Raw genomic sequence first — 13,077 nt, 5'->3', positions numbered from 1 at the left:
GTGGCATACATTTTGTAAATGTCTGTGTATATCAACGAAATTACAACATGAAAAAATCTACCACCTTTATAGCCTCGGCAGCAGCTGCTGTGGCTTTATTATTGAGTACGAATGTGAATGCGCAGAAACTTGGTGTAGGTGTTAATTTAGGTGTTCCTACTACAGATGGCTATAGCTTTGCCATAGGTGCAGATGCGAGAATGCAATTTGATGTTTCCAAACAAGTTTCGGTTCCAATCACCACAGGATACACGCATTTTATTGGTGAAAACAAAAATGGTATTGATGTGCCTGATTATGGATATATCCCATTGAAAGCAGGTTTGAAAGTGTTTTTTGATCCAAGTGGATCTGGGTTGTATGGGATGGGAGAACTTGGGGCAGCCTTTGGGGTGACCAAGAATTCCGGGACTTCATTTCTTTATTCTCCTGCTATTGGCTACGCTTGGAGCAGTGGTTTGGACTTGGGTGTGAAATATGAAGGTTTACCAAAGCGTGGTTTTAATACTGGCCAAGTCGCCTTACGTGTGGCTTATGGTTTTAAATTATAGGTCTGAAAAAGACTTAATTACACTAAGCCCCTGTTTTTTTAAGGGGCTTTTTTATTTATTTAAAATTAAAACTGTAATTTAACCAAAAAACAGAATATCATAGATCTGTTATTCATAAAAACAAAAAAACTTATATGAAAAGATACTTCGCTGTAGCGGCAATTATGATCGCTACATCTTGTACCAGCAACACGAATCAAAAAGTAGCTTTAAGTGCTACGGCTGATTCTACGGCTGCAACGGTGGCTGATCCCGCAACACCGGCAAGCGTAAAATTGAAGGACGCAAATGTACAGTCCATTTATAACGGATACCTTACTTTAAAAGATGCTTTGGTCAACTCTAAATTTGAAGACGCTAAAAAAGCGGCTGCGGAATTGAAAGTAAATCTTGCCGCTGAGAAGGGTTGTGAAAGTACTGCGGTTACTGCAGAGAAAATGGCTACAGCAAAAGATATCGCCGCACAAAGAAAAGACTTTACTGCGTTAAGTGCAGACCTGATTGCCTTATTCAAACATGCAGCTGTGGAAACAGGTACGATCTATGTACAACATTGCCCAATGGCCAATAAAGGCGATGGTGGCGACTGGTTGTCTTCAGAAAAGAAAATTCAGAATCCATATTATGGAGATGAAATGATGGAGTGTGGTCGTGTTGTGGAAGAAATTAAGGCAGCGAAGTAATTTCACAGATTCTTACTTACCCTTGACTCACATTTAATAATTATTTAACAGCTTTGTTAGCGCTGATCAAATGCTAATCAATATGGATTAGCTAATTTTGTTTATTATAAATTTAAGATATATATATGTCAGATATTGCAGAAATTAAGATTGACGGAAAAGTCTATGAATTTCCCGTTATTACCGGTACCGAAGGGGAGAAGTCTATAGATATTTCGAAACTTAGAGATTTAACCGGTCACATTACCTTAGACTTTGGTTACAAAAACACCGGATCCACGAAAAGTGCAATTACCTTTTTAGACGGAGAAAAAGGGATTTTAAAATACCGTGGTTATTCAATTGAAGAACTAGCGGAAAAATCTACCTTTTTAGAAGTAGCATACCTGCTTATATATGGCGATTTACCTACAACTGAGCAATTGTCTGATTTTCAGGTTTCGATCAGCCGTCATACGCTGATTCATGAAGACATGAAGAAGTTTTTAGATGGTTATCCTTCTAAATCACATCCGATGGCGCAACTGGCTTCATTGGTATGCTCATTGTCTACTTTCTATCCGGAGTCTTTAAATGCAAACTCTTCGCCAGAAACCATGGATCTGACCATGATTAAATTGCTGGCTAAGTTCCCAACGATTGTATCTTTCATCTATAAAAAATCTTTAGGTCACCCACTGATCTATCCAAAAAATAAATACGACTACGTTAGCAATTTCTTAAACATGATCTTCGGTCAGCGTACAGAAGAAATTGATATTGATCCGGTAGTAGTTAGTGCAATGAATACTTTATTGATCTTACATGCTGATCATGAGCAAAACTGCTCTGCATCGACAGTAAGAATGGTAGGTTCATCAGACTGTAACCTTTATGCTTCAGTTTCTGCAGGAATCGCTGCTTTATGGGGTCCACTTCATGGTGGTGCTAACCAGGCAGTAATCGAAATGCTGGAACGCATTAAAGAAGATGGTGGTGATACTGAAAAATGGATCAACAAAGCAAAAGATAAAAACGATCCTTTCCGTATGATGGGCTTCGGACATAGAGTTTATAAAAACTTCGATCCAAGAGCAAAAATCATTAAAAAAGCTTGTGATGATATTCTGGAAAAATTAGGCATCAATGATCCGGTATTGGAGATTGCTAAGAAACTGGAAGAAGCTGCATTAAGCGATCCTTACTTCGTAGAGCGTAAGCTTTATCCAAACGTAGATTTCTATTCTGGAATCATTTACAGAGCCTTAGGTTTCCCTACAGATATGTTCACTGTGTTGTTTGCTTTAGGTCGTTTACCAGGATGGATTGCACAATGGAAAGAAATGCATGAAAATAAAGAACCAATCGGTCGCCCACGTCAGGTGTATGTTGGACATACCAACAGAGAGTTTGTGCCTTTAGATAAGCGTTAATTCAATATAACCACATAAAAAAACCGCTTCGTCATTTGACGAAGCGGTTTTTTTATGTGGTTACTTTTTTGTTTATAACATAAAGATAGATGCAGAAGCACCTAATATCAAGGTTAACACCATCACAATGCTATAACAAACGATTAACAGGAAATACTTTAATATAGTTACCCATCTGCTGTTGCCATAGAAAGTCCGCAAAGACTTATAGATGTACCAGGTGATCCAAAAGAAGCTAAGGGTAAACATCAGTTCACTAATGTCGTAAAAATACCCCCCAAGCCAGGTAATCAGTGTACTGATCAGCACGATTAGAAATATTGCCGAATGAATATGGAAAGCGTAAATTAAATGCTCAAAATAGTATTTCTTTTTATTGAAATAGACAATTTTAAGTATCAGTGCAAAAAGAGGAAGTAGGAGAAACATCATTTTCGGGACGTTGTGCAACAGACTTTCTTCCAGCTTTTCTGATGAATCTTTAGTGTGCATTAATTCAATGTTCTTTTTCTGGATTACTGCCTTGATAAAGCCATCACGTTTTTCCTCCGGTAAACCGCTTTGCCTTTTCTCATAGGCTGCGATGGTACTGTCCACAACAGGGCCGATTGAGATGATGTTATTACTACCAGTACCGCCTGAGTCAGCTTGTCTTTTTGCTTTGTCTTTATTTTTTTTAATGGTTTCAAGAATGTTTGGCCCAACAAAATCTGAGGATTCCTTTTCTGAGGTATCTAATTGTGAGTTTGACTTACCCTTCTGTATGGTGGTACTTTCTTTTTTAGTTTCTGTTTCGTTCTTCTTGTTACCACTTAGGGCAACCAAAAAGAAAACAATGCTGATGAAAATATAGAGCTTAATGGGATGTAAATAGGAAGCTCTCTTACCTTCTACATATTTTTGTGTCAATACCCCCGGTTGGAATAACAAGGGTTTAATTGTCCCAAAAAACTTGGATTCAAAATGGAAATAATCGGATACAGCATGCACTACCATATGTAGTGCATCTTCTTTAACGATGATATTTTCTTGTCCGCAGTAGGAGCAGAAATGCGCTTCTACTTCATGACCGCAGTTTAAGCAGTCCTTCTCTTTACGGTATTTACCAGACATATAGTTTATTAGGTTGTTGGTTGGTTCGGTTGGTTTTTTAGTGGTTCATTGCGTTAATCGCATTTAACTCCGCTTTGTTGTGCTTGTATTTGAAGATGAAAGGGAAGGTAATTGCCAATAGCAGTGTGTAAGCAGCAAAGGTTAGCCAGATGCCGTGCCAGTCTTTACTTTGATTTGCTCCGGTAAAGAAATGTTCAATGATCATTCCACTGGTGAAACTGCCAAATAAAGCACCAAATCCGTTCACCATCATCATGAATAAACCTTGAGCACTTCCTCTGATTTTCTCGTCAATCTGGGTCTCTACGAATAAAGAACCGGAGATGTTAAAGAAGTCGAAAGCCATTCCGTAAACGATACAAGACAAAATGATCATCCATAATCCGCCGGCAGGATCGCCAAAGGCAAAAAGACCGAATCTCAATACCCAGGCCAGCATACTAAACAACATCACGTATTTAATACCAAATTTCCTTAAGAAAAATGGAATTGCCAGGATAAACAAGGTTTCAGAGATTTGAGAAATCGACATGATAATTGCTGGATACTTTACGGCAAGGAGGTTAGCGAATGCTGGATTTTCCTTGAAATCATGTAAGTAAGTGTCTCCATAAGCATTGGTGAGCTGTAAAGCCGCACCTAAGAACATAGAGAATAAGAAGAATGTGGCAAATTTCTTTTGCTTAAATAAGGTAAAAGCCCTTAATCCTAAGGCATCTACGAAAGATTTACTTTCCACTTTGTTAGCCAATGGTGGGCATTTCGGTAAGGTAAAGGCATAGATGCCTAGCGCCAGGGAAACGCCGGATGCGATGTAAAACTGGTTGGAAGAAGCTTCATTTCCGGTTAAACTTACTACCCATAAGGCCGCAATAAAACCAATTGTTCCCCAAATTCTGATGGGAGGATAGTCTTTTACAACGTCCTGTTTCGCATTCTTTAAAGCAGTATAAGCCACAGTAATCGATAAAGATAGGGTGGGCATATAAAAGATCATGTTGAGTAGGATCACCCAGAAAAAGGTGCTTGGGTTAGTCACCATAGGCAGGCAAAACAACACACATGCACCAAGGATGTGAAATGTGCCGTATAATTTTTCTGCATTGACAAAACGATCGCAAATAATTCCGGCAAGGGCAGGCATAAAGATAGAGGAGATTCCCATGGTGGAGAAGATCACACCGAATTCTGCACCTGACCATCCTTTATTCTGAAACCAATACACGCCAATCGTAATAAGCCATGAACCCCAGATAAAGAATTGCAAAAAATTCATCAGAGTTAAGCGTAACTTAACATTCATAATAATAATTTAGTTTTTTTTGAATTGATACTTCAAGATAGAATTAATTTGAATAGTTCTTCTAAATTGAGATAAGATATTTAAAATAATAAGTAGTAATGAGTTATGCGGAGTTTCTTCTGTTTAATTCATCCCGAATCCTTGCTGCTTTTTCATAGGCTTCTTCGGCAATGGCCTCCTGAAGTTTCTGATTTAACTCTTCTGTGCTGAGTGAGGCGTAATTGGAGCCTGGGATGGGAGGGCTCATGTCTTCAGAGCTGTGTTCTTTTGGAATTCCCTCCATGTTTTCTAAGAAAAGGAAGTCATTGCCTTCAATGACAATACCTGCAGAAGAAAGAATAAATTCGTAGGTGTAAATGGTGGCATTGAAACGAACCGCCAATGCAATCGCATCAGATGTTCTGGCATCAATTTCCTGGATGGTTTCTCCATCCGTACAAATAAGTTTGGCAAAAAATACGCCCTCTACCAGGTTGTAAATAAGTACCTCTGTGATTTGTACATGATAAGTCTGTGCAAAAGTCTTGAACAGGTCGTGAGTAAGGGGTCTGCTTGGGACCATCTTCTCAATTTCTATGGCAATAGCTTGTGCTTCAAACGCACCGATAATAATCGGTAAACGCCTTCTGCCGTTTACTTCACCAAGAACCAGGGCATAAGCGCCTGATTGGGTTTGGCTGTAAGACAAACCGATAATTTCGAGTTTTACTTTTTTCATCTTAAGTAATACCCGGCCAAAACAAGCGTTTCAGCCGGATATTTATTTAGCCTTTATGTGCTTTTAATGCTTCTATTAATTGAGGAACTACTTCAAAAGCATCACCTACGATGCCGTAATCCGCAACCTTAAAGAAAGGAGCTTCCGGATCTTTGTTAATCACTACGATTACTTTTGAAGAACTTACGCCTGCTAAATGCTGGATTGCTCCAGAAATACCAATGGCGATATATAGATTCGGACTGATGGCAATACCAGTTTGTCCAACGTGTTCTGAATGTGGTCTCCAATCTGCATCTGAGACTGGCTTAGAGCAGGCTGTAGCTGCGCCAAGTAGTCCGGCTAGCTCTTCGATCATCCCCCAGTTTTCAGGACCCTTAAGGCCACGTCCAGCGGAAACTACCAATTCTGCATCCGGTAAAGATATTTTGTCTGTCGCTCTAACGATTTCTTTCACAATTGCAGTCAGATCTGTTGATTTCAGTTCTGGAGCGAAAGTCTCAATTGTCGCCTCAACTGCAGCTTCTTTTACGCCAAAAGCATTCGGATTTAAAGCAATTACTTTGATTGGAGAGGTCAGTTCTGTGATCCCGAATGCTTTTCCTGAGAATGCATTTTTCTTTACGGAGAACTTACCGCCTTCTATTTTAGGCAATTCTACTGCACCGTCTACTAATCCTGCTGTTAATTTTACTGCAACACGTGGACCTAAACCTTTTCCAGAGAAAGAGTTTGACAATACCACTACTTCTGCATGCTCTTTTTTAGCGGCTTCTGCGATTACCGAAGCATAGGCTTGGTTTACGAAGTTTTTTAATTGGTCGTTGGCAACGTTTAACACTTTAGAAGCGCCATATTTGCCCAACGCTTTCAATTCGCTTTCTCCAACATTACCAATTGATATTGCGGTTAAATTACTTCCTTGTATATCTGCAATGGCTTTAGCATAAGAAACTGCTTCAAAAACAGACTTCTTAAATTTACCATCGACTTGTTCTACATATACTAAAACTGACATAAGATCTTTGTTAAATAATTTTATAAATGGAAATAGAACGGTTTAGATCACTTTAGCTTCTGTATGTAAAAGCTCGATCAGTTGTGCTGCAGATTCGGCAGGAATCAATTTCACTGCGCCACGTGGTGCAGGGGTTTCAAACTGAGTAACCTTGCTGATTTGCGCGATTTCTTTGGCTTCAATTACTTGTAGCGGTTTAGATCTGGCGGACATAATGCCTCTCATGTTTGGAATCGTTGGAACAGCAGTTCCTTCTGCACAACTCGCAATAAACCTGCCAGTTACAGAAACAACTTCTTTTCCACCTTCAATTTCACGTTCTATGGTAGCTGTCGTTCCATCATAATCCAATTTCTTGATGATAGAGATCGACGGGATATCTAAAAATTCGCCTACCATTGCAGCTACCTGAGATCCATTGTAATCAATAGATTCGCGACCGCAAAGGATCATGTCGTAGTCTGTGGTTTTAGCATACTCCGCAATCTGGTAAGCAGTGAAGTAAGCGTCTCTAGGTGCGGCGTTGATTCTGACAGCATCATCTGCTCCGATGGCAAGTGCTTTTCTTATGGTTGGGTCTGTGGTACTTTCTCCAACATTGATTACGGTAACGGTTCCTTTACCTCCCTCACACAGTTCAATTGCTCTAGATAAGGCAATTTCATCATAGGGATTTACAATAAATTGTACGCCTGATGTATTGAATTGTGTATTATCGTTAGTAAAAGTTATTTTTGTCGTTGTGTCGGGCACATTACTGATACAAACTAATATTTTCATAAAATTGTCTTTTTGCAAATCTAATTAAAAAAGCAGGGATTTAAAATGCAAAGTACCCGATTAGCAAAGTTATTGGAGTTTTTATCCAATGATCCTCATGATCCATTCGTTCTGTACGCTTTAGCTACAGAATACAACAATTCAAATGACGTAGAAAAGGCATTTGAATATTACTTAAAACTAACCCAGGATCATCCAGATTATGTAGGTACTTATTACCACCTCGGTAAACTATATGAGAAAGAACAGCAAAAAGATGCTGCCCTGGAAATCTATCAAAAAGGGATGTCCGTAGCCAGAAACAAAAGAGATATGCATGCATTTTCTGAGTTGCAGGGTGCTTATAATTCTGCTGCCGGTCTGGATTACGAAGACGATTAACCATGGGGATGGTGAACAAAAGACAACTGTTGTTTATCAGAGATGTGTTCCTCTTTACGTTTACTGCTTTTGGAGGGGCACAGGCACACCTGGCTTTATTGCTTAAATATTTTGTAAAAAACGTCAGGTATATTACGGAAGAGGAGCTCCTGGAGTTAAACGCACTGTCGCAGGTGCTACCAGGGCCGGCTTCTACCCAAACATTGGTCGGCATTGCGTATAAGGTAGGCGGTTTAAAACTGGCGCTGATTACTTTTCTCATTTGGATCATTCCTTCAGCAGCATTGATGACATTTGCTGCCATTAGTTTTGCGAAATGGGGTCAACAGCAAAAGTTTGGAGAAATTCTGGAATATATTCAACCCATCGCTTTGGGGATTGTCGCTTTTGGGGCCTATAATCTGGCAAAAAGGGTATTGGTTTCGCAACTGACCATTTTTCTGGCCGTTGCTGCTGTGGTGGGTACCATGGTATTGAGGAATGCTTATGTATTTCCGATTGCCATTTTAATAGGGGGGATGATTTCTTCCGCCATCGGTACACCAAAAGAGGAAAGTGAGCTTAGGGTGCGCTTGTTTTCAAATATCAACCCTAAAAAGCTGATCTACTTTATTGGCGTGTTACTTATTCTGGCAGCTTTGGGTGCCATCATTAACCGTACTTCTCTTTTTAGCTTACCAATCAGATTGTTCGAGAATTTCTACCGAAACGGGATTTTTATTTTTGGCGGCGGACAAGTTCTGGTGCCCTTGATGTTTACAGAGTTCGTAGAGATGAAACATTACCTGAACGGAACGGATTTTCTTTCTGGATTTGCTTTACAGCAGGCTTTGCCAGGCCCCACTTTTTCATTTACCAGTTATGTAGGCGCTTTAAGTATGAAAACCTTTGGCTATGGACTGACCGGTCAGATGCTGGGCGGTTTAGTCGCAGTTATGGGGATCAATTTGCCAGGCTTGATTCTGGTCTTGTTTATTGTGCCGTTTTGGGAAGATTTGAAAAAGATTTCCCGCATCAAGTATTCTATGGTGGGGATTAATGCCGTAAGTGTCGGCTTTATCATTGCAGCTTTCATATTGCTGGTACAGCCCATGGGCTTAAATCTGATGGCAATAGGCGTGATGGTTTGTACTTTTCTCGTGCTGAATTTTACAAAAATAAGCCCACCAATAATCGTATTGGCGGGCATTTTATTAGGTTATTTCGTATAGATTTTATCGTTTAAAAGGGAGCGTCATCGTCATGCATATCATCCATTCTTGATGGTTTGATGATGACGTTTCCTGCCGGACGGTCAAAGTCTTGTGAAGGGGCCATGCCTGCACTAGTGTCCATAGAGAAGGACGTTGGTGCAGCAAAATTATCCTCCAAATCTGTAAATTTAACGTATTTACCAATGAAGCGTAAAGGAACGATACCGGTTTCACCGTTACGGTGTTTCGCGATAATTACCTCTCCAATACCCGCTTGTGAACGTCCTTGCTCATCTTCCGTAATTCCGTAATATTCCGGTCGGTATAGGAAGAGTACCATATCCGCATCCTGCTCAATGGAACCAGATTCACGTAAATCCGATAGCATTGGGCGTTTACCATTCTGACCAGGTCTACTCTCCACCGCACGACTCAACTGAGAAAGTGCCAGTACAGGAACGTTTAATTCTTTGGCAACAGATTTTAGGGCTCTCGAAATACTACCGATTTCCTGCTCCCTGTTTCCACCACCACCTTCACCTTTACCATGCATCAGCTGCAAGTAATCGATGATGATCAGTTGTAGGTCGTATTGTGATTTCAACCTTCTGCACTTCGCTCTGAACTCAAAGATGTTCAGGGCAGGGGTATCGTCAATTAATAACGGCGCTTCCGTTAGGGTACCTATTTTGCTATGGAGTTGTTGCCATTCCCATTCTGCCAGGTTCCCTTTTCTGATTTTCTCTTGCTCAATTTCAGTTTCTCCGGAAATCAAACGATTCACCAACTGAACCGAGGACATCTCCAGGGAGAATACCACTACCGGACGTTTGAAATCTACTGCAGCATTTCTGGCGCAGGTCAGTACGAAGGCGGTTTTTCCCATCGCAGGACGTGCCGCGATGATGACTAAATCTGAAGGCTGCCATCCACCGGTAATGCGGTCAAGGTCTGTAAAGCCGGAAGGTACTCCCGTAAGTCCGTCGCTTTTTCCACGAAGGGCTTCTAAAGTGGCTAAGGATTGTTTGACAATCTCATCCATTTTCTGGGTATCTCTACGCAGGTTGTTCTGTGCAATGTCAAACAGGTTTTTCTCCGCATGATCCAACAGGTCGAAAATATCTGTGGTGTCTTCGTAAGCATTCTGGATGATCTCAGAAGAGATTCTAATCAACTCTCTTTGAATATATTTTTGAGAAATAATCCTCGAGTGGTATTCAATGTTCGCAGCAGAAGCAACCCTGTTGGTTAAATTGGTAATATAGTAAGCACCGCCTACCATCTCCAATAAACCCAGGTTTCTAAGTTCTGCAGTAACGGTTAATATATCAACAGGTTTTGATTTTTGGAATAATAAGGCAATGGCCTCGAAGATTTTCTTGTGCGCTTCCGCATAGAATACTTCAGGTTTTAAGATGTCAATTACCGTAGATAGGGCGTCCTTTTCTAACATTAAAGCACCTAAAACAGCTTCCTCAAGATCTAATGCTTGGGGAGGGATCTTTCCCATGGTGTTCATGGAATTGCTTAATCTGGTCTTTCTGGCAGTGAAGTTCGCTTTATCTGTTCCCTGATTTCCGTTGTCGTTACTCATGGCTACAAAAATATGGAAAAATTAGTGCCTTTGCTTAATTCTTTTATGAACATTTAAAAATGAGAAATACGAGGTTTGCGGTCATAGATTTCCAGAAGGGTTATTTTTATCAACCGAACTATGTGGAAAAGAGCAAGTTAGCTTCATCGTGAAATTGCTTTCCTTTAATCGCATTATTTCATCTATTTTTGCGCTTCAATTTTAAGAAAGATGGAACATTCGAGAAGACCTGCGAGAGCTAAAGAAAATAATGAATTCGTATTTGGTATACGAGCTGTAATAGAGGCTATTAAAGCTGGTAAGGATATTGAAAGTATTTATATTCAGCGTGGATTAGGCGGTGATTTGATCGTAGAGCTGAAAGGATTTTTGAAAGATGTAGATGCACCCGTTCATAATGTTCCGGTTGAAAAACTGAACAGAATGACCCTGAAAAATCATCAGGGTGTGATTGCGGTGATTTCTGCCATTACTTTCCAGAAAATTGAAGACATTATTCCTGCAGTTTATGAGAAAGGTGAAGTACCTCTGGTATTGATTCTGGATGGCATCACAGATGTGCGAAACATGGGCGCAATTGCGAGAACAGCAGCTTGTGCTGGTGCACATGCGATTATTGTGCCTACTAAAAACTCTGCACAGATCAACGCCGATGCGATTAAAACTTCGGCAGGTGCCTTGTTCAGTATTCCAGTGTGCAGACATCCGAATCTTCATAAAGTAGCCTTGTATTTGCAAGACTGTGGCTTGCAGATTGTAGCTTGTACTGAGAAAACTAACGATTTAATTTATGCCCCTGATTATACAGCACCTACGGCAATCGTAATGGGAGCAGAGGATGAAGGAATTTCAAATGATATCATGAGAATGGCCAATCATTTGGCTAAAATCCCTATGATTGGAGAGATCAGTTCACTGAATGTTTCTGTTTCGGCAGGAGTGATTCTTTACGAAGCCATTAGACAACGTCAGTCTTTATAATTTTTAAAAACTTTATATTTTGGGAGCCTGTGATACACAGGCTCCCTTTTTTTATGCGTTTTCAAATAGGTATCCGCTATAAGCCAGTCCTTTGGCTACACTAATGAAGTTGTCGCCTGAGTTGACAGGTACTTCTGGAAATCTGCTATTAAATAAATCCTTTACTGCAGCAACCATAGAGGTTCCGCCAGTCAGGAATAAACTGTCAATTTCTGCAGGGTTGATCTTGTTTTTCGTAAGAAACTCATCCAGATACATGCTGATTTTTCTTAAATCCTTTTGGATAATCTTGTTGTATTGCTCCAGTGTTACGTTTTGATCAATTTCTATGTCCATATTGCGGTATACAAATGGAGCATCGTCATTTTTGGATAAGGCAACTTTTGTTTTCTCAATAGATTGAAATACGGAATAACCCAGATTGTGATCCGTTAGGGTAATCAGGTTTTTGAACTTAGGATCTTGTTTCGAATAATGGTAATAGGTTTGGATGTCATTCCTTACTTTGATGCCATTAAAGAAGTTCATCTGCTCCCAGGAACAGATGTTACTGAAATAGGAATTAGGCACGGTCAGCATCTTGCCTGGCGAAGCCTCATAAAGCGTGTCTTTACCGAAATGCGGTGTTCCCTGATCCCACATGAAAGAAGAATCAAAACTGTCTCCACCAATATAAATACCACCAGTCGCTAAAATGTCATTTTTACGATCTTTGCTGCCTACCTTTGCCGGATCTAACTCCAGATAGGTGAAATCCGTTGTTCCACCTCCAAGATCGGCTACCAGTACTCTTTCTTTTTTGGTAATGGTCTGCTCGTAAGCAAAAGCAGCCCCAATGGGTTCAAACTGAAAACGAATGTCTGTGAAACCTGCGTTCTCTGCAGCCTTGTTCAAGCGTTTTTGGGCAAGTGCATCTTTTGCAGTGCTTTCATCATCAAAGAAAACGGGACGGCCAATAACGGCTTTCTGGCAGTCATAGCCAATAATTTTATCTGCTTTAAGCTTCAGGTCTTTTAAAATTAGGGTCACCAGGTCTGAGGCATTGTATTTCTTAGTGAATACCCGCGTTTCAATGAAGCTGGTTCTTGGGAGCACCCTTTTGACTGATTTCATGAAACGGCCTTTCATCCCGTCATTGATATAGGCGTTTATAGCCTCTTCCCCAACATAATGTGTAATAGATTCTGTTTCATTAGCCTCATCTTTGAAGTATAGAATGGAAGGAACAGTAATGGTTGCGATGATTTCTTTTTTCTCATCGTCATAAATGGATAGGGCAGAATTGGTAGTTCCAAAGTCAATTCCGTATAAATACTTAGTCATTGTAATGATAAATTTGGAGGCAAAAAT

At 40.2% G+C, this 13,077-nt stretch carries 13 protein-coding genes; 6 read left to right on the top strand and 7 right to left on the bottom strand.

All coding sequences use genetic code 11. The features are described from left to right. Nucleotides 1–47: 47 nt before the first annotated feature. The 3 genes from GM920_RS05560 to GM920_RS05550 all read left to right on the top strand — a co-directional run bounded on the left by GM920_RS05560 (nt 48) and on the right by GM920_RS05550 (nt 2,646). Complete coding sequence (locus GM920_RS05560) at nt 48–551, top strand: hypothetical protein (RefSeq protein ID WP_182954243.1); 504 nt, start codon at nt 48–50, stop codon at nt 549–551. A gap of 134 nt (nt 552–685) precedes the next feature. Continuing rightward, a complete protein-coding gene (locus GM920_RS05555) occupies nt 686–1,234 on the top strand; it encodes a DUF3347 domain-containing protein (RefSeq protein ID WP_182954241.1) in 549 nt (182 codons plus the stop codon). A gap of 125 nt (nt 1,235–1,359) precedes the next feature. Next, nucleotides 1,360–2,646 (top strand): citrate synthase, encoded by a 1,287-nt coding sequence (locus GM920_RS05550; RefSeq protein ID WP_182954238.1) that lies wholly within the window; start codon nt 1,360–1,362, stop codon nt 2,644–2,646. A gap of 72 nt (nt 2,647–2,718) precedes the next feature. Here the strand turns inward: GM920_RS05550 and GM920_RS05545 are convergent, their stop codons facing one another. From GM920_RS05545 to GM920_RS05525, 5 genes are all read right to left on the bottom strand, one after another. Beyond that, complete coding sequence (locus GM920_RS05545; RefSeq protein WP_182954236.1) at nt 2,719–3,759, bottom strand: DUF3667 domain-containing protein; 1,041 nt, start codon at nt 3,757–3,759, stop codon at nt 2,719–2,721. Nucleotides 3,760–3,796: 37 nt separating this feature from the next. Further along, nucleotides 3,797–5,062: a nucleoside permease gene (locus GM920_RS05540; protein ID WP_182954233.1), complete on the bottom strand. Its 1,266-nt coding sequence runs from the start codon at nt 5,060–5,062 to the stop codon at nt 3,797–3,799. A gap of 103 nt (nt 5,063–5,165) precedes the next feature. Further along, nucleotides 5,166–5,780, bottom strand: coding sequence for a bifunctional nuclease family protein (locus GM920_RS05535; protein ID WP_182954230.1), 615 nt, complete (start codon nt 5,778–5,780; stop codon nt 5,166–5,168). A gap of 46 nt (nt 5,781–5,826) precedes the next feature. Further along, nucleotides 5,827–6,798 (bottom strand): electron transfer flavoprotein subunit alpha/FixB family protein, encoded by a 972-nt coding sequence (locus GM920_RS05530; protein ID WP_182954228.1) that lies wholly within the window; start codon nt 6,796–6,798, stop codon nt 5,827–5,829. 42 nt (nt 6,799–6,840) lie between these two features. Continuing rightward, on the bottom strand, nt 6,841–7,578 hold the full coding sequence (locus tag GM920_RS05525; protein ID WP_182954226.1) for an electron transfer flavoprotein subunit beta/FixA family protein: 738 nt from the start codon (nt 7,576–7,578) through the stop codon (nt 6,841–6,843). Between the two features lie 45 nt (nt 7,579–7,623). On the opposite strand from GM920_RS05525, the gene GM920_RS05520 reads away from it, so the two are divergent. Both GM920_RS05520 and chrA read left to right on the top strand, forming a co-directional pair. Beyond that, nucleotides 7,624–7,959, top strand: a complete 336-nt coding sequence (locus tag GM920_RS05520; protein WP_182954223.1) for a tetratricopeptide repeat protein — start codon at nt 7,624–7,626, stop codon at nt 7,957–7,959. An 8-nt stretch (nt 7,960–7,967) separates the two neighbouring features. Further along, complete coding sequence (gene chrA, locus GM920_RS05515) at nt 7,968–9,170, top strand: chromate efflux transporter (protein ID WP_182954220.1); 1,203 nt, start codon at nt 7,968–7,970, stop codon at nt 9,168–9,170. Between the two features lie 10 nt (nt 9,171–9,180). Here the strand turns inward: chrA and dnaB are convergent, their stop codons facing one another. Beyond that, the gene (dnaB, locus tag GM920_RS05510; protein WP_182954218.1) at nt 9,181–10,746 is read right to left on the bottom strand and encodes a replicative DNA helicase; all 1,566 of its coding nucleotides are present in this window, start codon (nt 10,744–10,746) and stop codon (nt 9,181–9,183) included. A gap of 210 nt (nt 10,747–10,956) precedes the next feature. Here dnaB and rlmB point away from each other — a divergent pair, with 210 nt between their 5' ends. Further along, nucleotides 10,957–11,727: a 23S rRNA (guanosine(2251)-2'-O)-methyltransferase RlmB gene (gene rlmB, locus GM920_RS05505; RefSeq protein WP_182954215.1), complete on the top strand. Its 771-nt coding sequence runs from the start codon at nt 10,957–10,959 to the stop codon at nt 11,725–11,727. 51 nt (nt 11,728–11,778) lie between these two features. Here the strand turns inward: rlmB and GM920_RS05500 are convergent, their stop codons facing one another. Further along, nucleotides 11,779–13,050 carry an Hsp70 family protein gene (locus GM920_RS05500; protein ID WP_182954214.1) on the bottom strand — a complete coding sequence of 424 codons (1,272 nt, stop codon included), beginning with the start codon at nt 13,048–13,050 and terminating at the stop codon, nt 11,779–11,781. Between the last annotated feature and the right edge of the window lie 27 nt (nt 13,051–13,077).

The sequence above is a fragment of the Pedobacter gandavensis genome (assembly GCF_014172405.1).
GTDB lineage: Bacteria > Bacteroidota > Bacteroidia > Sphingobacteriales > Sphingobacteriaceae > Pedobacter > Pedobacter gandavensis.
Note: the sequence above shows the minus strand (reverse complement) of the source record. Positions and strands in the feature narration are given on the sequence as shown.